The 21,050-nt window shown below is 71.7% G+C and carries 12 protein-coding genes; 2 read left to right on the top strand and 10 right to left on the bottom strand.

The window, feature by feature from the left end:
* Positions 1 to 7: 7 nt before the first annotated feature.
* From pglX to ACIRRH_RS15175, 6 genes are all read right to left on the bottom strand, one after another.
* Positions 8 to 3,667 carry a BREX-2 system adenine-specific DNA-methyltransferase PglX gene (gene pglX, locus ACIRRH_RS15200; protein ID WP_403066736.1) on the bottom strand — a complete coding sequence of 1,220 codons (3,660 nt, stop codon included), beginning with the start codon at positions 3,665 to 3,667 and terminating at the stop codon, positions 8 to 10.
* A 66-nt stretch (positions 3,668 to 3,733) separates the two neighbouring features.
* The gene (pglW, locus tag ACIRRH_RS15195) at positions 3,734 to 8,461 is read right to left on the bottom strand and encodes a BREX system serine/threonine kinase PglW (RefSeq protein ID WP_403066734.1); all 4,728 of its coding nucleotides are present in this window, start codon (positions 8,459 to 8,461) and stop codon (positions 3,734 to 3,736) included.
* A gap of 292 nt (positions 8,462 to 8,753) precedes the next feature.
* A complete protein-coding gene (locus ACIRRH_RS15190; RefSeq protein WP_403066732.1) occupies positions 8,754 to 8,966 on the bottom strand; it encodes a DUF397 domain-containing protein in 213 nt (70 codons plus the stop codon).
* Positions 8,963 to 9,838: a Scr1 family TA system antitoxin-like transcriptional regulator gene (locus ACIRRH_RS15185; protein ID WP_403066730.1), complete on the bottom strand. Its 876-nt coding sequence runs from the start codon at positions 9,836 to 9,838 to the stop codon at positions 8,963 to 8,965. The genes ACIRRH_RS15190 and ACIRRH_RS15185 overlap by 4 nt, the downstream gene beginning before the upstream one ends.
* A 76-nt stretch (positions 9,839 to 9,914) precedes the next feature.
* Complete coding sequence (locus ACIRRH_RS15180) at positions 9,915 to 10,811, bottom strand: hypothetical protein (protein ID WP_403066728.1); 897 nt, start codon at positions 10,809 to 10,811, stop codon at positions 9,915 to 9,917.
* 150 nt (positions 10,812 to 10,961) lie between these two features.
* Positions 10,962 to 11,105 carry a hypothetical protein gene (locus ACIRRH_RS15175; RefSeq protein ID WP_403066726.1) on the bottom strand — a complete coding sequence of 48 codons (144 nt, stop codon included), beginning with the start codon at positions 11,103 to 11,105 and terminating at the stop codon, positions 10,962 to 10,964.
* A gap of 174 nt (positions 11,106 to 11,279) precedes the next feature.
* On the opposite strand from ACIRRH_RS15175, the gene ACIRRH_RS15170 reads away from it, so the two are divergent.
* Positions 11,280 to 11,726 carry an ATP-binding protein gene (locus ACIRRH_RS15170; RefSeq protein WP_403066724.1) on the top strand — a complete coding sequence of 149 codons (447 nt, stop codon included), beginning with the start codon at positions 11,280 to 11,282 and terminating at the stop codon, positions 11,724 to 11,726.
* A gap of 29 nt (positions 11,727 to 11,755) precedes the next feature.
* Here the strand turns inward: ACIRRH_RS15170 and ACIRRH_RS15165 are convergent, their stop codons facing one another.
* From ACIRRH_RS15165 to ACIRRH_RS15150, 4 genes are all read right to left on the bottom strand, one after another.
* Entirely contained in the window at positions 11,756 to 12,784 is a 1,029-nt protein-coding gene (locus ACIRRH_RS15165; protein ID WP_403066722.1) for a helix-turn-helix domain-containing protein, read from the bottom strand.
* The gene (locus ACIRRH_RS15160) at positions 12,781 to 13,743 is read right to left on the bottom strand and encodes a helix-turn-helix domain-containing protein (RefSeq protein WP_403066720.1); all 963 of its coding nucleotides are present in this window, start codon (positions 13,741 to 13,743) and stop codon (positions 12,781 to 12,783) included. Before ACIRRH_RS15160 ends, ACIRRH_RS15165 begins: the two co-directional genes overlap by 4 nt.
* 147 nt (positions 13,744 to 13,890) lie before the next feature.
* Entirely contained in the window at positions 13,891 to 14,877 is a 987-nt protein-coding gene (locus tag ACIRRH_RS15155) for an alpha/beta hydrolase (protein WP_403066718.1), read from the bottom strand.
* 104 nt (positions 14,878 to 14,981) lie between these two features.
* Positions 14,982 to 17,858 (bottom strand): AAA family ATPase, encoded by a 2,877-nt coding sequence (locus ACIRRH_RS15150; protein WP_403066716.1) that lies wholly within the window; start codon positions 17,856 to 17,858, stop codon positions 14,982 to 14,984.
* Between the two features lie 243 nt (positions 17,859 to 18,101).
* Here ACIRRH_RS15150 and ACIRRH_RS15145 point away from each other — a divergent pair, with 243 nt between their 5' ends.
* Entirely contained in the window at positions 18,102 to 20,894 is a 2,793-nt protein-coding gene (locus ACIRRH_RS15145; protein WP_403066714.1) for an ATP-binding protein, read from the top strand.
* Positions 20,895 to 21,050: the final 156 nt, after the last annotated feature.

Below are 21,050 nucleotides of genomic sequence, written 5' to 3'. Positions count from 1 at the left end.
TCCCGGCTCAGCTGTCCGACTTCACGGTCGCCGTGCGCCCGCCGCGTTTGGCCGCGACCGGCTTCCAGCTCCTCAGGTCCTCATCTGTAAGGCCGAGTTCACCCTGCTTGAGATGCCTGAATCCGAGGATCTCGGCGGCGGGAGCGGCCCCGTAGTCCGGGTCGTACTCGCCGTACCACTGGTCGAGCCACGGCTGCAGTTCGAGCAGGCCGGCGAGGTACGGAACGAGGTCCGCGCTCTCGAAGCCGGCACCAGCGTCCTGCACGTACGAGGCGAGCGCGAGCGCCTGCTCAAGCTGGTTCCAGCCCGCCCAGCCGTAGAGGGCGGGCTGCTGGACATTGGCCGACCCGTACGAGACGAACCGCTCCTTGGGCACGTCGAGCTTGCCGCGGGCCCGCCAGTAGGAGGGCTTGAGGAAGTCGGCGGAGGTGTACTTCGGCGGCACGGGCGTGCGCTCGCGGACCTTGCGCCTGGCGGGCTCGTCGGGGGCCGCGTCCTCCTCGCGCTGGAGGTCCCAGACGTGCTCCCAGTCGGCGCGCTTCTTCAGGCCGGACGGCTTGTAGCGCAAGGCGGAGACGAACGGCACGTGCTCGTCGCTGAGCAGCTCGCGCACCGTCTTCGCGAAGTCCTGGCGCGGAGCGTAGATCTCGGCGACGGACACGAACTCGGCATCCGTGCTGAGGTCTTCGGTGAGGCGGGAGAGAGAGACCATGGTCGGATTCCCCTCCTGGTCGAACCAGTACCGCCGATCCTCGACCCGGTCGAGCAGCCACGCCTTGAGCGCCCTGCCCTGCATGGCATCCCACCCGTCGGTGGCCCAGCGGCGCTTGTACTCAGGCCGCTCGATCATGTTCAGGGCGCGGTTCGCCTCGATGGCGTCGATGCGCTTCTGCACGAGGGCGCGGTAGGGGGCGGGCCAGTGGTCGGGGATGGTAGTGATGGGCGTCGACCCGTGGCGCGCGAACCAGACCTCGCTGGTTTCACCCGTCTCGACGCGGCGAGCAAGCACGATCTCAAACGCGCGCTCACCGAGGGCGAGGGATGGGACCGCGGCGGTCTCGGGGTCGGTGGCGGCCTCGGGGATCCACAGCTCGTCGGTGTGCAACTGGTACAGCCCGTACACCTGCCAGTCCAACTCCTCCTGCAACGCGATCATGCGGGCGCGGATCGCGTCGTAGCGGGTGCGGGCATCGCGAAGGGTGGCAGGGGTCGGCGTCTCGCGGGCGGCGAGGGCGGAGGGAGAGGCGGCGGTGAGCTGCTGGGCGAGGGCGTCGAGGGCGGTGGCGAGGGACACGGGGTAGGCGGCGGGGAGGGGGAACTCCTGGAGCTTGGTGCCTGTGAACTCGTAGAATCGCTCCCATTCGTCGTGCATGAACCCGCCGGTTCCTGACTGGCTGCCCTTATCGTGGCTCACCATCTTGAGCCAGAACCCAGCCGTGGAACTGTTGAGTACCCCAAGCAGCGCCAGATGCTCCTCCTCGGTTGCACCCTCCCGCAGCTTGATCACGGGGGCGCTGCGGATGAACCCGTCGTTGTCCCGCCTGAGCATGAAATGGCAGTGCGTGGCTACGAAGCTGAAGGGGATCAAGAACGTTGACCAGTAGCGCCGAGGGTTGAAGCTGGAGTATTCGAACCAGGTGAGGCCTTGTTCCTCCTGGGTGCCCGAGAGGGCTTTTCGTCGACGGAGCAAGGTGCGGTTCGGCCACAAGAGCCGCTCGGTTGATTCGCCGATTTCAGCAGCATGTGTGGAGTCGGTGTAGGGGAAGATGGTGCCTACCCCGTCAGTTTTCGTCCAGTCCCGGATGGAGCCTCCTCCATGAAACGTGCGAATCCGGTCGGGTGAGACGCCAAGTCGATTGGCAGATGCGAAGCCGAGCATGTAGGCGTCGTCTTCGCGAGTCACGGTGTTGAAGCCGATGCTGTCGCAGATGGCCTCCAGCTTGCCGACATTGCCAGCGAGATTGATGGATTCCACCATCTCCAGTCCGCCAGCCGCCAAGATCCACGGCTGCTTAGCGAAGTACCGCCCCCGCCCCAGGTCATCGACCGAGACCCACTGCCCCGCATTCCCCGGCTGGTCGATCTGCTCCACGATCGCCCGCCAGACGAACCCCTCCTCCGCCTTCTCAGGTGCCGCAGGTTCCCCCTGCACACTTCGCACCGTACGGATCGTCGCCTGCCGCCCCGAGCCGTTCCTCGGCCTGCCGACCAGGATCACCGTCGGCGTCCCGTGTCCCGGGATGTACGCCCCCGACGTGTCGATGACCTCCGTCAGTTCCACCTTGTGTGCGAAGAACTCCTCGATCAGCCGCGTCCCGAACTCCCGCTTCATGAATGAGTTCGCCGTGATCTGGCCGACCATGCCGTACCCGCGCCCGCTCTTCGGATCGTCGCCCCGTACCGCGAGCTCGAAGAACCGCTGGGCGAACGGCACCGACAGCGCGTACGTCCCCGCGCAAGCGTCGTACAGCTTCCGGTATCGCTCGTTGAGCGTCTTGTCCTTGACCGTGATGTACGGCGGGTTCCCGACCACCACGTGGTAGCGGCCCTTCCGCAGGATCTCCGGGTGCTCGAAGACGTCCTCCGTGCTCAGCGCGTAGTACGGGTCCTCAGCGCTCTCCCCCGAAGCGCCGGGGACCTCGAACAGCCCCTCCTGCCGGAACTCCGTCGGCAGCAGCGAGTCGCCCACCGCGAGCCTCATCGGCCAGTCGTACGCCGACGCCTCCGCGAAGGTCCGCATCTCGCCCGCCGCCATCGCCGCGAGCAGCAGCCGGAACCGGGCGATGGCCACCGCGAACGGGTTTAGGTCCACGCCGTGCACCGATTCCAGCGCCGCCCGCACCCGCTCGTACGGGCCCACTGCGGGCCGCTCTTCGGCCCACAGCCGCACCAGCCGCCGGAACGCGCCGAGCACGAAGTGCCCGGACCCGCACGTGGGGTCGATCATCTTCAGGCCCTCGAACCCGAACTCCCGCACTGCCGGCTTCATCGTCCGGTCGAGGATGAACTCCTCGACGAACTCGGGGGTCTGCAGCAGTGCGTACGTCTTCCGGGCCGCCTCGCTCAGGTCCTGGTACAGGTCGCCGAGGAACCGCGTGTCCCACCCCTTCGTACCGTCGCCGCCCTCCTCCAGCGGGTCGGTGAAGTCGTGGACGAGCGTCCCGTCTCCGCCGTTCTCCCGCCGCCAGAACTCCAGCAGCGCGCCCGCGCCCTCGTGCGACAGCGGGATCTGGAACAGCGGGTTGTGCCGCTGGTCGAACAGAAGCTGCCCGGCCGGGCCCGCGCCCAGTTCCGCGAAGGCCGTCTCCAGCCAGCCGCGGTACGTCGGGTCGTCGTCCTTGTCGACGTACTCCTCGTACCGCGCCTGCGCGACGTCGCGCCCCGCGACCGTCGGCGCGGTGATGTACGGCTCGGCGATCAGCTCGTTGTCCTCGCTGAAGCGCACGAAGACCGTGCCGAGCACCCACGCGACGGCGACCTGCGTGACCCGCTCCCCGAGCCACGCGCTCCATGTGGCAGCGGTCCGGCTCGCCTTGCGCGCCTGCTCGTACTCCCCGCGCAGCCGTGCGCTCACCTCGGGCACGGCCTTGACCTGGGCGTCCAGGTCGGTTTCGGCCGCCTTGACCTGCTGCTGAAGGTCAGCGAGGAGGCTCTTGCGCTCGATCAAGGATGGCTCCCGTTCGGATGATGAATGCGGTCGGTGGTCGTGTGGGTTGTGGGGCGTCAGCGGTCATCAGTCATCGGCATGCGCGTTCACCCACGCCGCCGGCACATGGATCCACTCGCCCCGCGCGGCCTGGTACGGCACGGCCTTCCCCGCGAGGCGTGGCGTGTCCGACGGGTCGGACTGGGCGACGAGCAGCCACAGCGGCCGCCGCCCCTCCCGCGCCAGCTCCGCAAGCCGGTCCAGGACGTCCAGCGCATCGTAACGGGCCAGCACCGCCGCCTCCGTGAGCAACAGCGGCCCCCCGTCCGCCCCCGGCACCCGCTCAAGCCGGGCCGCCAGCTTCGGCTCCAACTGGTGCCACGCCCGCCCGGCGACCACGCCGAGGTTCTGCCGACCCCGCGAACCGGGCGCAGCAGCATCCGCTTCCAGGACTGTCTGCCAGGTCGGCTGGGGCCGCCCGTCGACCATCGCATGCAGCTCGTCGAGGAACAGCCCGGTCAGCGACACCGCCTCCGCCCCGTACGGTGCCTGCGTCAGGAGTCGTGCCGCGGTGTGTGCACCGCGCGACGGCACGGTGAGTACCCGCAGCCCGTCCTTGCCCGCATCGTGCGTAAGCCGCTGCTCGGCGGTGGCCGCGGCCCGTACTGCCTGGTCGGCGTCGTACCGGGCGGCGCCCTGCCGGCCCGCGGACGACGCGGCCCCTGACCGGACGGTCCCCGTACGCGAACTCCCGTACGTCGTCACCTGGCTGCCGCCGGCCCCAGCGCCCGCAGGGCGGTTGGGCAGCAGTCGCAGCACGAGGTCGTAGCGGGTCTCCAGCTTCAGGTCGAAACCGGCCTTGCGCAGCGCCGTCACCAACTCTGACCCCGAGGGGAGTTCGGCCGTGACGAGGGGGTCGGCGCCGAGGCGGGGGAAGCGGGTGTGGACCAGCTTGTGCACGTCCTCCACGCGCAGGCCCGGCTGCCGCTCCTCCTCCAGCTCCGGCTGGATGGCGACCATGCCGGCCTGGGTGATGCGCAGGGCCCGTACCAGGTCCAGATCCCGCGGATAGATCTCCAGGCGCGGCGTGAGCGCGGCCCGCGTGGACGCGGCGACGGCGATCTCCGCGATCCGCTGCTCGTTCCAGCCGAGCACACCCGGCGGCGGTGCGACAGAGCCCAGCTCGGTCAGTACGGTAGCGGCGGTCGGCAAGGCCTCCAGGCCGGCGAGCCGGTCCGCCTTCGCGCCGAGCTTGACCGCGTACTCCTGCAGCGCAGGCTTGGTCGGTGTGTCCGGGCTGTCCGTGCCCTCCCGTACGTCGATGACGAGCAGGCCGAGCGCAGGCTCCGTGCCGCGCGGCGCCGGCGCGTGGAAGTAGTGCAGCAGCGGCGGCTGCTGATTCTTTTCGGCGTCGTAGAACTGCTCCCGCTCCACCAGCGCCCGCAGCAGCGCCAGCGCGAGCGTCCGACGGCCGCGCCGGTCGGCGACCTCGGTGCCGCGGCGGGCGATGAGCGCGTCGGCGATCTCGACGACGGACGCCACCCGGCCGCGGTCGGCGAGGATCTCCACCACCTGCTCGCGCAGGGCCGACAGCGCCGCGTCTTCGTGCCAGCGCTCCCGCGCCTTCCTCACGATCTGCGGGATTCGGCCCGCGGTGACCTCAAGGGCCTTCGCCACGTCCGCCTGCCGCGCCCACACCGGACCCTCGGGGTACTGGCCCTGCTCGTCCGGCAGGCCGAGCAGCAGTCGGATGCCCTCGCGGGTCGTCTCGTTGGAACCACCACGCCCTGTCGCAGGCTTGGGCACCAGCCGGGCCGCGAGCGCGTCCAGGCTGAGCCGGGCGTGCGCCTCCGCGGCCGTCTCGCCTCCTACCGCCTCCGCGAGACTGACCTCAAGGTCGGTGAGTTCCTGCTCCGCCTCCCTGCGCGCCTCACGGCTGGTCGGCGCGACCGGCTGGCGCAGCCGCGCGTTCCACTCCTTCTGACGGCCCTGGATCTCCTCACGCGTACGCGAACCCATACCGGGTGCGGTGAGGAACTTGCGCGCCTTGTAGGTGACGACATCGCCGACCGTGCTCAGGCCCATCGCATACAGCTGGGAGAGCGCGGCCGGGCTCAGGCCCGCCACCGACAGATGCGTGCTCAGCGTCGCCCGCGCGGCCTGCTCCTCACGGATCTGAAGCGCGGCCTCGCTCTCGTCACCTGGCGGAGTCTCATCCCCCGCCCCTGCCTCGGCATCCCGCTCCGCACCGGATCCGTGCCCCGTGGACGGCGCTGTCGCCTTCTGCGCCTCGATGAAGATCTGCTTCCAGGCCCGCTCCATCGGAACCAGATCCGGGAAGCGGTCCTTGACGTCCCGCGCGAGCGCCTTACGGAAGAACGCCACCAGTCCGTCGCGCACCGGCGTCTCGAACGCATCCGCCGCGATCTCCGGGTGCGGCCACTCCTCCGCGACCGTCTGCCGCGCGGTGACCGAGCCGTCGCCCCACTGCGGCAGCTCGCGCGAGGCCATCTCGTGCAGGGTCACGGCGAGTGCGTACCGCTCGGCATGCGCGTCGTACGCGCCGCGCTGGAGCGTGCCGAGGAACGGGTCGAGGTAGCCCTCCGTGCCTGCCTCGATCTCCTTCGCTGGATAGCCGGCCAGCGAGAAGTCGATCAGGACGAGCTGACGGGTGCCGTTCGGCCGGATGCGGATCGCGATGTTGTCCGGTTTCAGGTCACGGTGCCAGATGCCCTCGGCCTCCAAGTGCTCGACAGCACCGAAGAGATACTGCCCGTACGCCTCCAGCTGGTCCATGCCGAGGCGGCCGACCTCCCGCAGCTGCCGTGCGACGGTGTCCTCACGGCGCTGCGGCCGCTCCGAGCGCCCCGTTTCCTCGCCGCGCTGCTCGCGTGCGTCACCCACGTACTCAAGGACGAGGACCCGGCGGCCGCCGATCGTCAGCGGCTCGGGCATGGCGAGCCCGATGATCCGCGAGTCCTGGTGGATCCGGCCGAGAACCTCCGCCTCCCGATCCAGGACCGAATGCTTGGCCTCGCTCAGCGCCACCTTCAGGACGACCGGCGGACGCGAGCCATTACGGCGCGGCTCGGCGGCCAGGTCACGCACGAGGAAGGCCCGCGCGGTCGACCCGGTGCCAAGCCGCCGCTCGACCTCCCAGCGACCCGCAAGCACATCACCCGCGACACACTCCAGGGGATCGCCCTCCGGCTCGGGCTCTGGAACAGGGCCGGGCTCGTCACCGTCACCCCCGCCGGCACCGTCCTCCGCATCCGTCCCAGTGGACGCCACCGCCGCGAACGACGACTCGACGAACTCCAGCATCTCCATGAAGTCGTCGAGCGCGGCAAGCCGACGAACCGGGTCGAATGCTGTCGCCGCCTCCACCAGGTCGTCGATGTCCGGGTCCAGGCCGTCGACCAGCGCACTGGGCCGCAGCGTCTCACCGCTTTCCAGCCGGCGCAGCACCTCCGCCTGGCTCGCCCCCGGGGCCTTCCCCGTGACCAGCAGATAGGTGAGTACACCCAGGCCGTACACGTCCAGGCGCACCGGATCGGCCTTCGCTGCCGTCAGCTCCGGCGCGAGGTACGGGTCCGCCTGGTCGGCGATGTGCAGCGCGGACAGCGAGCTCGGCGACATCATCTGCGTCAGACGACGCCCGCGACCGGAAGCACCGCCACCGGAAGAACCAGTCCCGGGCCTGCCGGCCGCGATCTGCCAGTCCGCGATCTCCAGGCGGGGCCGTGCCCACTGCTCGGCCTCGCTGAGCTCATGCCCGCGCGCCCCACGGTTGCGCGGAATGACGTGCACGCAGTGGGCGGACAGGGCGCGGTGGTAGATGCGGCGCGAATGCGCGGAGCGGATCGTCTCCGCGAGCTGCCGGACCAGGGCCAGACGGGCCTGCAGATCGAGCTCCTCGCCGTGGCTGACGAGGTAGTCGTCCAGGCGCATCGTGTGCGGGTGGTAGTCGAAGAGGATCGCTGGGCCCGCCGGGTGCCCGGACGGCAGGTAGTTCTTCACCGACACCGCGCCGGGGTGCCGGAACCGGTTCAGCACCGCGGCTTCACGCGCGGCGGCCTTCTCCACCGAGGCACGCTCGGCGTTCGAGGCCCCGCGCTCGCTGAGGAACACCCTCACCCGGGCGATGTCGTGGAGCTGGGTGTGCTCACCCCTGTAGTCGGCCCAGGTCTGGCCGGAGTCGAAGGAGGCGGAGTCGAGCAGGTACCCCCCGACCTCCTCCTGCCGCCGGATTGGCGCGATCCCCAGGCTCTGAAGTCCTTGCGCGACCTTCCGGGAGACTTCGGCGGTGACCGCGTAACGGGCGTCACCGGGCGGCGTGGCCAGCATCTCGGCCAACTGCCTGACCGTGAACACGCCGTTCAGGTCGGCGGCCGGCAGATGCAGACGGAGCCTGTCATCGGTGAAGCAGACCGCTTCGCCGACCCAGATGCGCGGGCGCGCACCGATGGTCGACTGGACAAGACCGGCCAGCTCCTTGGCCTTCTGGTTGGACAGGTGCAGCGGATTGGAGTGACGTCGACTCGTACCGCCCGGGGTGGTCTGGATCCAGTCGCGACCACCGCCCGCGACCGAGCCGTGCCAGTCCTTCAACTCGATCAGGAAGATGCCGGCCGGGGCAACCATGAAGAGGTCGACCTCACGGACATGGCCGCTGTTCGCGGTGAAGGTGAAGTTCGACCAGGCGCGCCAGGGCTCCCCGTCCTGATCCCGCAGGGCACGCCGGATCGCCTCCAGGCCGCGCCGCTCATGCTCGAACTGCGACTCGGTGACAGTGGTCCACCGTTCGTCTTTCACACCACTCCCCCTCCTACCCCCTGCGTCCCCGCAATTCTAGGCCGTACCACTGACGAGCAGCGGGCACGGTAGGCCTCGGGGGGGGCGGCCGGCGGGCAGCTTCGCGTGACGCTGCGTCCTCCGGCAGCGGCGCCCTCACTCGAGGGGCGACTGCACTTCCGGCTCGTCGCCGAAGAGCGGGTATTCCGGCTCGGGCACGTCGGCGACAAGCTCGGTAGCGACGCGGAGTCTTGAGAGGCGGCCGTCCCGGGTACACGCCCGGGACGGCACGCCGTCCCGGCGACGTACCTAGTTAGACGTGGCTCTCGGAAGCAAACCGGACGAACGCCGCCCACCCGGCCAGCTCGATGCGGAGGACCGGCCCTGCCGGGTCCTTCGAGTCGCGGACGTGAACGGCTACGTCCGTCAGAGCCACCTCGACGCAGTCGCCACCTTCCGCGCCGCTGTAGCTGCTCTTGCGCCAGCTCAGGTCTCGCGGTCCGGCGGTGGTCTCTTCGGCACTCATAGCTCTCCCAGCAGCTTCCCGATGAAGGCCAGCGATTCACGAGGCGTCATGGCCTGCGCTCGGATGATCCCATAGCGCGATGCAAGGGCGCGGACTTCCTCACGATCGGTGACAAGTGTGCTCCGTCCCTGGGCCTCCATGTAACCGACCTGCTCACCTCCCTTGCGCGTGAAGAGTGTGAACCCACCATCGACGCCGGCGTTGTCTTCGCGGTCGAGAGGCATGACCTGCATCTCAACGTTCCGCCTGTCCCCGATGAGGAGGATCTGCTCCAACTGTCCTCGCATCACGGCCTTTCCACCGAGCGGACGGCGGAGCACAGACTCTTCCATGACGAAGCTGAAGAGAGGCGTCGGGCGGGCAGCAAAACGCTCCTGCCGCGCCAACCGGGCGGCCACTCGTTGCTCGATGATCGCTTCGTCCAGGAGGGGTCTGCGCATCGCCAGCAGCGCCCTCATGTACTCCTCAGTTTGTAGCAGCCCCTTGACCACATGCGTGTCGTAGGACTGCAACTCCACCGCCTCCGCCTCCAGCTTGGCGGCATCCCGGAAGAACGCGGGGTACCGGGCCCGCGCGACCTCGTCCTTCATCGCGATCAGGACGCCGACCGCTTTCAGCTCCTGATCCGCCTTGTCGATCAGCTCCGGCCGGGGAATCCGCCGACCGAGCTCCACCGAGGCGATCTGGTCCTCTCCGTACCCCAGCCGCGCACCCAGCTCCGCCCGGGTCAGCCCCTCCCGCTCACGCAGGAGCTTCAGCTGCCGCCCGAAGGCGCGCAGCAGGCCTGCTCCGTCATCCTGTTCCGCCACCTCGGCCACCTCCGACCCACCACCCTCAACGGCATCGCCCACCGCGCGGACCCCACCAGACATCCGCACACGATCGGCTACCGAAACGGTACGGACCACAACCAGCCGGTGTGTCCGAAATCCAGCGAATTCACCCCTGCTACGCCGCAGATGCGACCACCGCGCCGCGCAGCAAGCCGCGCGCGCGTTCAGCGCCTCGCCGATTCCGTTCGACGGCAGCCACATCCGGCCCGACCTCGGGAGGTGCAACTCCCGTGCAGCGCCGGCAGATGGCGCCCCCGGCCGCCACCGGATCCGCACAGCGCGCGCATTCCCCCACGCCACCGGCAGCGTCACCGGCCGCGACCACCGCCACCGGCATCCGCCGTTCCAGGCGCGCTCGCACGAAGCCCGCCGGTGCCAGCACGTGCGAGGGCAGACCACCCAGCAGCGCCTCCCGCAGCCGCCCCACATCCGCATCCCGGGCGAGCCAGTCCGCCACCAGCGGTGCGAGGTCCAGGACTTCGACCGCCCCCAACCGCAAGCGCCGGTCCCGGCCGGTCAGCCGCCCGAGAAGGCCGGCCGCAGCAGCCCGGGCATCCCCGTCGCCGTCATCGCCCTCGATCGCCTCCGCCGCGCGGGAGGAGGTGTTCCCCTCGTTCTTCTCCCCCTTGGGGGAAGTGCCGACCTCCCGACCCTCCCCCTCACCGAGTGCCGGGTTTCGGACCGCAGTGCGCCAGGCCGCCTCGATCTCGTCCGCCTCCGTCAGCGGCACGCTGCTGACGAGGACTCGGGTCGTCCACGTGCCCTTCGTCGGGTGCTGGGAGCGCCGGACGTGGAGGAAGCCCTCCTCGATCAGCTGCGCCCGCGCACCGGCAACGGCCGTGCGCCCCTCGGGCATGCGCTTGCCGATGGTGAGGACGGTGTCCCGGCTGCCGGGCGGCAGCGACAGCGCCCACAGCAGCAGCGTCTTCGCCGTGGCCCGCAGACGCGGGTGGCGGACGATCTCGTGTGACGCCCGTACATAACGCTCGGGCGCGATAAAGTGCACGTGCATGAGGAGGTCCAACTCCCTGTGCCTGACCCCGGGGTGTTTGCCGCACCGCCGGGGTCACCTATTGACCTGTAGCCGGACGGTAGCACGCGGTGACCACCTCCCGTGCCCCGAATTCGGAATCGCCTCTGGTGCGTTGCGCGGCGACCAACCTCACTCGGCGCTCCCGGTCCTGAGGGCGTTCGGCATCCATTGCGTCCAGCGGGTGCGGTGGGTGGACGACGAGACGTACCTGGAGTTCACGAAGCCGCAGAGCGCGGGCAGCACGTTCTGACTGTCCTCTCCGACGAACAGCACGCCGGCTCGCTGCGGTCTCCGACCGGTTCCTGGCCCGCGGCGCACCGCCGCTCTGAGCTGCGTCCCGCGTTCGTCCGCAGGCTCGCGTACACCACCGCCCCACCACCGTACAGGCGTTGGCCGTACGCGCGTCGCCGCTGGTCACAGCCTTCCACCGCGGGCACGCTCCTGCCCATGACATCCCTGCACAGCCCGAGCTCCGCCGAAGCAACCGCTCCCCTCCGGGAGTTCGCCATGCGGTTCAGCTCCACCCCGCGCGGCGCCCGGCTCGCCCGCCGGCTCGTCTCCCACCGCCTCGACGACTGGGGGTACGGCTACGACTCCACGCTCAACGACGCCCTGACGCTGATCACCGCCGAACTCGCCGCCAACGCCGTCCGCCACGGCCGCGTCCCCGGGCGGGACTTCGCCGTCCGGCTCGCCGAGCACCCCGGCGTGCTGCGCATCGAGGTGTCCGACACCCGCACCGAACGGATGCCCCCGACCGACCTCCCCACCCCGGCGGCCGACGCCGAGTCCGGGCGCGGCCTGCTCCTCGTCGCCGCCCTTGCCGACCACTGGGGCACCTCCCCGCGCCCGGCGGCCCCGGGCAAGACCGTCTGGGCGGAGTGCCGGCGCTGAGCCTTCACGGCCCGCCACCGGGGCAGATCTCAGGGCCGTCTGCGTGGCGGACTCCCGGCTGCCGGCGGGGAGCACTGCACGGCCGTCGGCAGCTGTCCGGCCCGCCACTGGTTGGGGGACATCCCGTAGGCGTCCCGGAACGTGCGGCTGAAGTGCGAGGCGCTGACGAATCCCCATTGCGTGGCGACGGCGGAGATCGCGCGTCGCGTCGCGTCGGGGCGCGCCAACTCCCGGCGCGCCGCTTCCAGTCGCCGGCGGCGGATCCAGCCGCCGACCGTGTCGCCCTGGCGCTGGAACAGCTGGTGCAGGTAGCGCAGGGAGACGCCGTGCTGGTCGGCGATCGCCCGGGGTGACAGGTCGGGATCTCCGAGGGAGGCCTCGATGGAGGCGGTGATGCGGTCGAAGAGCGGTTGCGTGGCCGATCGCCCGTCCTCCGGGACGGTTCGTGTCGCGTGGTCCGCGGCCAGGGTCGCGAGCAGGTCGGCGACGACGCGCGCGGCTCGCTCCCTGACCGGGAACGACGCTCCCGGGAGATCGAGGCAGGCGTCGGCCAGCAGCGGCAGCAGCAGTGCGCCCGCGCCCCCGTCTTCGGGGCTGACGAGGGTCGCCGTGAGTCGGCGCAGCGCGCCCTCCTCAAGTCCGATGACGGACCGGGGGACCATCAAGGTGCGCGCACGCTGGGGTCGCGGGAGGACGAACTTGAAGGGCCTGCTCAGGTCCAGGAACGTGAGTGAGTGGGGTGGCAGCTCCACGGAACGACCGTCCTGGAAAACCCTCGCGGTGCCGTCGAGTTGCAGCCGGGCGACGATGTTCCGGCACGGATCGGCCGCGACGGACGCCTGGTCCCGCAGGACCGCCACCGGCCCGGAGGTCTGGTCGGAGATCTGGAGACTGCCCAGTCGTGTGGTGGTCAGGGACCCGGTCCAGGCGGCGTCGCGTACGGACACCTCGACCCGGGCGAAGGCCCGCGACAGGGCCGGCTGCCAGTCGGCCGCAGCCATGGCGGTCGGGCCGAGCGCGGCCGCCCGCGTCGGGGCGTTCGGCGATGCGCCGGTCACGGCTTCTCCCCTGCCGCTCGGCGGGCGCGTTCCTTCGCGAGCCAGTCGGTCGGTGACAGGCCGTAGGCACTGCGGAAGGCCCGGCTCAGCTGTCCCCCGCTCGTGAATCCCCACCTCCGGGCGATGAGTCCCACACTGAGCGAGTCGGCCGGGGTCGTCATGAGCGCCCGGCGGCACTCCTCCAGGCGCTGTTCCCGGATCCACTGGCACAGCGTCCGGCCTTCGCCCTCGAAGAGCCGGTGCAGGTACCGCACGGAGATGCCGTGTTCTCGGGCGATGACCTCGGGTGTGAGCCCGGGGTCGGACAGGTGCCAGCGGACGAACTGCTGCACGCGGAGCAGCATGACGTCGTTCGCACCGGGCAGCTCGTCGGTGGGCCGGCTCAGCTGGTCGGCGGCGGTGGCGGCCAGCAGGTCCACGGCGCCGCGGGCCAGCTTCTCCGCCAGGGGTGCGGCGCAGCCGTCGACGGTGTCGGCCAGCCGTCCCAGGAACGGGGAGACCAGCCCGCCGAGGCCGTCGCCGGGCTTCAGCGAGCGGGCCGTGAGCCGCTGGAGGTCGCTTTCCTCCTGGCCGAGCAGGGCCCGCGGCACCGAGAAGATCTTCAGCTGGAAGCGGCCGGGGAAGCGGGTCCGGAACGGCCGGATCGTTTCGAAGAAGGCGATGTCGCCGGGCCCCATCTCGGTGGTGCGGCCGTCCTGTTCGACCTGGGACACCCCGGTGCTCTGCACCACGGCGAAGATGCACCCCCCGTCGCCCCGGGCGATGAACCGCGGAGAGCGGTGGACTTCTCCGGGGTCGCTGTCGACGGTGGTGATCTGTAGGTCGCCGACCGCGCGGCTGCGCAGGGCGGCGTCATACGAGGGCCCGCCGGTCTGGATGTCCATGCCGACGAGGGTGGCGAACACCGCGTCGTGCCAGTACTCCAGGCTCTCGGCCGCCGGGACCGAACGGGTCGTCACCAGGTGAGCGTGCGCTGTCGAGGCCGGGGAGAGACTGCCGTCCTCCGTGTGTGAGGGGATTCGAGCTGCCATGGTGCCAGGATGCCGGTGCGGTGGGGGCGGGCGCATGAGTCGAGTGACTGGTCCACCTACGCGGCGCCGGCCTGCTCAGGCCAGGTGTGCCCGCAGGAAGCTGCCGCCCTGCCGCAGTGCCGCACGGGAGGGCGGGCTGTCACGCAGCGCGTTCAGCGACACGAAGTCGTGCACGGTGCCGAGGAACCGTACGGCCGTCGCCCGGACTCCGGCGGCACGCAGTCGGGCCGCGTACTCCTCGGCCTCGTCCCGGGTGACGTCCGCCTCGGCGGTGACGATCAGCGCCGGCGGCAGCCCGGCGAGCATGTCGGAGTCGGCTCGCAGCGGACTGGCGGTCGGCTGGTCCCAGTTCTCGGGTGGGCCGAGGTACTCCTGCCAGTACCGCCGCAGGGCCTCCCGGCTGAGCAGGTAGCCGGAACCGAAGCGGTGCTGCGACTCCGTGTCGCACACGGGGTCCACGAGCGGATAGTAGAGGAGCTGGGCCCGGATGGAAGGGCCGCCCCGGGTCTTGGCGAGCATGGTGACGGCGGTGGCGAGGGTGGCACCGGCGCAGTCGCCCGCCACGGCGATGCGCTCCGGTACGACGCCCAGCGACTCCGCGTGAGCCGTCATCCAGCCCAGCAGGGCATAGCACTCCTCCAGCGCCACGGGATAGCGCGCCTCGGGCGTACGGCTGTACTCGGGGACGACGGCCACCGCACCGGCGCCCTTGACCAGTTCGGTGATCAGACGCGCGTGGGTGTGGGCGTCGCCGAGCATCCAGCGTCCTCCGTGGACGTAGAGCAGGGCGGGCAGGGGCACCTCGACGCCGACCGGGCGGAAGGTCCAGAATCCGACGAGCCCGCAGGGCCCCACCGGCGCCACCCGGAAGTGGGCTTCGACGTCGCAGTCCTCGACCAGGTCGCCCTGGGCTTCCGACAGGGCCTGGCGTCCGGTGACCGGACCGAGGTCGTCGAGCCCGGGCGGCGTGGCCGAAGCCGCGACCAGCCGCGCCACGACCGGATCCAGTGTGATCGGGGGAGGCGGGAGCAGGCCCTCGTCGGGCCAGGCGTCAGGCTCCACGACGCCTCGTCTCTCGCTCGGGTCCGTCGACACGGCTCGTCCGTGGCTGCTGCATTCCGGCGTCACCGCATACGTACCAGCACTGCACCATCAGGGGCACCGTTCTACGTGCTCTGCAGCAGATCGCGGAGTTGGTGCCGGCTGCTGACTCCGAGTTTGGGATAGACGTTGTACAGGTGCGTGCCCACGGTACGGGGCGAGAGGAAGAGCTGTTCACCGATCTCACGGTTCGAGAGGCCTTGCGCGGCCATGCGGACGATCTGCTGCTGCTGAGCGGTCAACCGGCCCAGGGTGGCGGAGTCGGCGGCGGAGCCGGCGTTGTTCGCCACACCGCTGGCGCGCAGTTCCTGGCGGATCGCGGAGGCCAGCGGCCGGGAGCCGAGGGCATCGGCGGTGTCGAGCGCCGCGACGAGCTGCTGCCGGGCCTCCGAGGGACGCCTGGCGCGGCGCAGCCAGATCGCGTAGCTGAGTCGGGCCTGCGCACGCTCGACCGGCCAGCGCTCGCCCTCCGCGTTCACCAGTGCGAGGCGGAAGTGGTGCTCGGGATCGGCGCCGGGCTCCACCAGAGCCGTGGCGTGGTGCAGCAGGAGCGTCATCCGGGCCGTCGGCCGCTCCCCGTGCGCCGACCGCACCTGCGCGAGGACCGCCGCCGCCTCCTCGTTCGTGCCGGCCCGGTGGGCGGCCAGCGCGAGCTCCGCGATGCAGCGCGAGGAGAGGAACGGGTGCAGCGGAGCGCCGTCCTCGGCGAACAGGGTCCGGAGCCGGCGGTAGGCGTCGGCCCACTCCCCGTGGGACATCGCGACCAGGGCGCCGGCCCGCACGAGCCGGGCCCGGGTGGCGGCGTTCTCGTGCCCGTCGAACGGGACCGCCGGCCAGGCGGGCAGGCTTGCGGGTGCGGTCCCGCGCAGTGCGCGCAGGGACAGGTCGAAGGCTTCCAGGTCGGCCTGGGGACGCGTCAGGCGCAGCACCGCCGCCTTGTCCGTCGCCTCCTCCACCCGGGCGGACACCTCCGACCACTGGCCGGTCGCCAGGAGTGTGTCCAGCAGGGGGGCCATGTGCCAGGCCCTCAGGCCGAAGGCCCGCCGCCCGCGCAGGTAGGTGTCGGCGGCGCGGTAGTGCTCCAGGGCGACGTCCGGCTCGTCGGAGAGGTAGGCGACCGAACCGATGGCGAGGCGCCTGGTCAGCTGGTCACGTCCGTCCAGGGGGCCGCTTCCCACAAGGGCATCGGGGCCTTCGGCGACTCGCCGTGCACTTCTCGGTTGGGTCGCCACGCCCTGCACGAATCCCGCGAGCACGCCGGTCGGTCCGGGCGAGTCGGCACCAGCCGGGCCGGTGCCCGTCCGGCCGTCCGGTCCGGGCCCGGATTCGCGGAGGCCGGATTCGCGGAGGCCGGCGACCAGCTCCGAGAGCCGATCGCGGTGCTCCACCAGGCCGGACTGCTCGGCGATCGCCGCTGCCAGTGTCGCCGACCTTGCGTCGACCGCGGCACCGACCGACGGGTGCCGGTCCGCGCTGTCCAGCAGGAGGTCGAACGCCTCCTTCTGCCGGGAGGAGTGCGACAGGGCGGTCGCCGCGGCCAGGGCGGCCTCGCGAGCGAGTCGGGGGTCGCTGTTGACGCTCAGGAAGCGTGCGTGGAGGCAGCGGACCCAGTCCAGGTCCCCGACGGCGACAGCCGCGTCCAGGGCCCCGGCGAGCAGACGCGCCCGCTCGTCCACGCTGGTGCTGACCCGAGCGGCGTCCTCCAGGGCCCGCGCGAGCGTGAAGTCGTCCGTCGAATGCCCGGCCGCCGCGCGCAGGTCCTCGATGAGCGAGGCGTCCGGGACCACTGCGGCAGCCACCAGGTGCCGTGCCCGGTCGAGCGGGCGGGCGCTCGCCCGCTCGGCGAGATCCCGGTGGGCACGGGTCAGGAGCGCGGCAGGCTGCCCGGTGGACGCGGCGACCCGGGCCAGCGGGTGCCGGAAGACGATGTGGCCGTCGATCAGAGCAACCATTCCGGCCTCTTCGGCGGGGGCCCAGATTCGCAGGTCGGAGGTGTCCAGTGCGGCCATCACGGCAGCCGCGTCGTCGCCGGGCAGCGCCACGGCGGCGTACACGAGGGCCCTGCGCGTCCGGGCGGGCAGCGGACCGATCAGGGCGTCGAACCTGGTCCGGAGGTTCTGCAGGCGGGGGGTGCGCTCACGGGCCAGGGCCGGATCGGCGCCGGAAGCCCGTCGGCGGCACAGCTCCAGCAGGGCGGACGGATTGCCCTCGGCTTCCTCCAGCACCTCCAGGCGGGTGCGCCCGACGGGGGCGCCGGGCACCGAGTCCAGCAGGTCCGCCGACGAACGCAGCGAAAGCGGCGCGACGTGCCACACCTCGGCATCGGCAGGCAGGCCCAGCAGGACCTCGCAGTCCCGCGAGGCGAGCAGGAGCGACACCCGGCTGCCCTCCGTGCGGCGGACGAGCGCCCCCAGCAGCTCCAGGGTGGGGCGGTCGCAGGCGTGGGCGTCGTCGACCGCGATGAGGACCCGGCCCGCAGGAGAGTCGCTGCCGGGGTGGCACAGGCGGTCCAGCAGCGCCGCCGTGCCGGCCGACACGTCCGCCCCGGACGGCACGGTGGCACCGGGCCCGGCGGCGAACGCGGCGAGGAGTGCCTGCTGGTGAGGCTCGCCCAGCGTCGGTATCCGGTCCGTCAACGGGGCGAGCAGGTGGCGGAGCAGCCCGTACGGGACCTCGCGCTCCGGCGCCCAGCCCTGAGCCGTCAGCACCAGGCCGCCGGCTCCGGCCGCCTGCTCACAGGCCGTACGCAGGAGCCGCGACTTTCCGATGCCCTCCTCGCCGACGAGCACGAGAGCCCCCGGCGTACCGGGCTCCTGCTGTACGCAGCGACGCAGGCGCTCCACGTCGGCGCCGCGCCCGAACAGCGCGCCGGCGCCGTGGGCGGAGGCCGTTCGCCCCTCGGATTCCTCCGGAGCGTCCCAGGCCGTCTCCGTGATCGTCATCGTTGCACTCCACACTGCCCGCCGCGGCCACCGCGGCACTTCTCCCACGTTGTCGATCTTGCTCGGGGCGGGGTCCGTCACGCTTCTGTCAAATGACCGGTCATCGCTCGACGGCGGACGCCGGGCGGGCCCCGGCGGACGTCAGGGTCGGTGCGTCGGCCGCCAAGCGCCACGCTCGGAGGCTGGCAGGATGGCCTGACCGCGTCGGAGCGACGAAGCCCTGACCTGGCAGAACAGGAAGCAATGGTGAACACGGGCACGAGCGGGTCGGCCGCCTCGGCGATCTTCGGACGCGAGTCGGAGCTGGCCCGGATCGGCAGCCTTCTCGATGCCGTACAGGGCGAGGGCTCCCACGTGCTGGTCCTGACCGGGGAGCCCGGCGCGGGGAAGAGCACCCTGATCGAGTGGGCCGCCGAGCAAGGCAGCGCCCGGGGACTGCACACCCTGCACGTCCGGGGCAGTGAGGGGGAGAGCGGGCTCGCGCTCGCCGGGCTGCACCAGCTGCTCCGCCCGCTGCTGGCAGGCCTCGACGAGCTGCCGGAGCGGCAACGCGCGGCCCTGCGCTCCGCCTTCGCGCTCGACAGCGAAGAGGGAGAAGAGGCGCCCGCCGATCCGCTGCACCTGTGCGTCGGCGTGGTCACGCTCATCACCGAGGCGGCCGCCCGGCAGCCTCTGCTGCTCGTGGTCGACGACATCCAGTGGCTGGACCACGGATCCCTGGACATCCTGGCCTTCGTCGCCCGCAGGCTCGACGGGGAGGCCGCCGTCATGTTGCTGGCCTCCCGTGAGGCGTCCGTGCCCGGTCGGTTCGACCGCGACTTCCCCCACCTCGTCGCCGGTCCCCTGGCCCGCGCGGACGCCGGGCTGCTGCTGGACGCCCAGCCGGCCCCGCCGACCGGACGGGCCCGGGCACAGGTGCTCCAGGAAGCGACCGGCAACCCCCTCGCGCTCATCGAGCTGTCCCGGGCCGTCGCCAAGGGAACGGGCCACCTGGGCGCGGCTCAGACGCTGCCGCTCACCCGCCGGCTGGAGGACCTGTTCGCCGCCGAGCTCCCGGACCTGCCGCAGGACACCCGCACCGCGCTGCTCCTGGTCGCGGCCGCCGGAACGACGCAACTCGCGGACATCCTGAGGGCAGCCTCCGGGCGCGACATGATCGCGGCCCTGCTACCGGCCGAGCGCGCCGGACTCCTCCGGATCGACGGCGGGCAGGTGTTGCTGCGCCACCCGCTGGTGCGTTCCGCCGTCTACCAGGCGGCGGCCTTCGCCGAACGCCGTGAAGCGCACCTGGCCCTGGCGGTGGCGTTCGAGGCCGAACCCGACCGCCGGGCCTGGCACCTGGCTGCCGCGACCACCGGTCAGGACGACACCGTGGCCGATGCGCTGGCCGCGAGCGCAGAGCGGGCCCGCAGTCGGGGCGGCTACGCGGCCGCGGTGGCCGCCCTGGAACGTGCGGCGGAGCTCACCTCCGACCCCGAGCTGCGCGCACGGCGCCTGCTGGCCGCGGCGAAGTCGGGGCTTCACGCAGGGCACCCGCAATGGGTGGGAGAGCTCACGACTCGCATCGACGGCCTGACGCAGGACCCGGTCGCCCAGGCCGAGGCCAAGTACCTGGGGGGATGGGCCCTCGGCCTGACCTTGCGACACCAGGAGGCGCTGACAGCCCTGATGTCCGTCGGCGAGTCCATGGCCGACGTCGCACCGCCGCTCGCCGTCACCGCCCTCGGCACCGCCGCGACCTTCGCCTACTACACGGGCGACCCGTTCTACGGCGACGAGCTGCTGCGCATCGGGGATCTGATCGACGAGGAAGGGGACCTCACCGACCGGGCATGGATCCAGGCGGCCGTCCGGCCGCACGGCAACCGCCGTCAGGCCCTCGACCTGTTCCACCGGGCTCTGACGGTCGCGTCGCCGGACTCGCTCTCCGAACTGACCATGCTCGGCGGCGCGGCCTGGGTACTCGACGAGACGGACGAGGCGGCTCGGCTGCTGGGCCGCACGATGGACCTCCTGCGACGTGCGGGCACCGCCGGCGCGAACGCCACCGTCGCGCAGGCCCTGGCCTTCGCGCACTGCGAGTCGGGCGCCTGGACGGCGGCGCTGGCCACGACCGAGGACGCGTACTGGATGGCCACCGAGGCCGGGGCGGACAACGTCACCTTCAGTTCCCTCATCCTGCAGGCCACCCTCGGCGCCTTCCGGGGCGACTACGAGGCCGCCTGCGCCCGGGCCCAGGACGCGTTGCGCGGGGTGGATCTGCGCAAGGTCCGCAATCTGCCGGCCCGCTACCACTACGCGCTGGGCATGGCCAAGACGGTGGAGGGCGACCACGAGGGCGCCTATGCGGAGCTCCGCAACACGTTCACCCACGACTACCAGCCGACCCCGGTTCACTACCACGCCTCTGTCTACTACCTGGCCGATCTCGCCGCCGCAGCGGTCCGGGCCGGGCGGATCGACGACGCCCGCACCGTGCTGGAGGCGACACAACGCACGCTCGGCGACGACCTGTCGCCCCGCGTGCACACCATCGTGCGTCGCGCCGCGGCCCTGGTCAGCGAGACCGACGAGGCCGCCGAGCAGCACTTCCGCTCCGCCCTGGCCGATCCCGCAGGTGGCCGGTGGCCCTTCGAACACGCCCTCGCCCAGCTCGACTTCGGCGAGTGGCTGCGACGCCGGCGGCGCTCGGCCGAGGCACGCCGGCTGCTGAGCGCCGCGCTGGAGACGTTCCGGCGCCTCGGCGCCCGCCCGTGGGCCGACCGCGCCACGGCGGAACTGCGCGCCGCAGGTGCCTCCGTCCCCCAGGGCTCCGAGCCGGCGGCGAAGGCCGATCTGACGCCACAGGAACTGCAGATCACCGAGTTGGCGGCACAGGGACTCACCAACCGGGACATCGCCTCACGGCTCTACCTCTCGCCACGCACGGTCGGGTACCACCTCCACAAGATCTTCCCGAAGCTCGGGGTCAAGTCCCGGGCCCAGCTCCGGGACGCCCTCTCGGAAGTGACAGGCGAATCCGGCCACGCCGACTGACGCGCCTGAGCCGGCACGTTCGGCGTCGCGCCTCCGCAGGCGTGCAGGATCGGCACAACGGTGGGCGCTGACGGTCAAGCCCGCCGCGCGGTTCGGTCCTAGCGTTCCTGGGGCAGGGAGCGAGGGACTCTCCTGTGGACCGCCCGACGACGTCGA

The sequence above is a fragment of the Kitasatospora sp. NPDC101235 genome (assembly GCF_044767505.1).
GTDB lineage: Bacteria > Actinomycetota > Actinomycetes > Streptomycetales > Streptomycetaceae > Kitasatospora.
Note: the sequence above shows the minus strand (reverse complement) of the source record. Positions and strands in the feature narration are given on the sequence as shown.

Excerpts from the sequence above, each read along its gene's own strand:
- ACIRRH_RS15150 (WP_403066716.1), bottom strand. The coding sequence starts at position 17,858 with ATGACGATCACGGAGACGGCCTGGGACGCTCCGGAGGAATCCGAGGGG.
- ACIRRH_RS15145 (WP_403066714.1), top strand. The coding sequence starts at position 18,102 with ATGGTGAACACGGGCACGAGCGGGTCGGCCGCCTCGGCGATCTTCGGA.
- ACIRRH_RS15170 (WP_403066724.1), top strand. The coding sequence starts at position 11,280 with ATGACATCCCTGCACAGCCCGAGCTCCGCCGAAGCAACCGCTCCCCTC.
- ACIRRH_RS15180 (WP_403066728.1), bottom strand. The coding sequence starts at position 10,811 with ATGCACGTGCACTTTATCGCGCCCGAGCGTTATGTACGGGCGTCACAC.
- ACIRRH_RS15185 (WP_403066730.1), bottom strand. The coding sequence starts at position 9,838 with ATGTCTGGTGGGGTCCGCGCGGTGGGCGATGCCGTTGAGGGTGGTGGG.
- ACIRRH_RS15190 (WP_403066732.1), bottom strand. The coding sequence starts at position 8,966 with ATGAGTGCCGAAGAGACCACCGCCGGACCGCGAGACCTGAGCTGGCGC.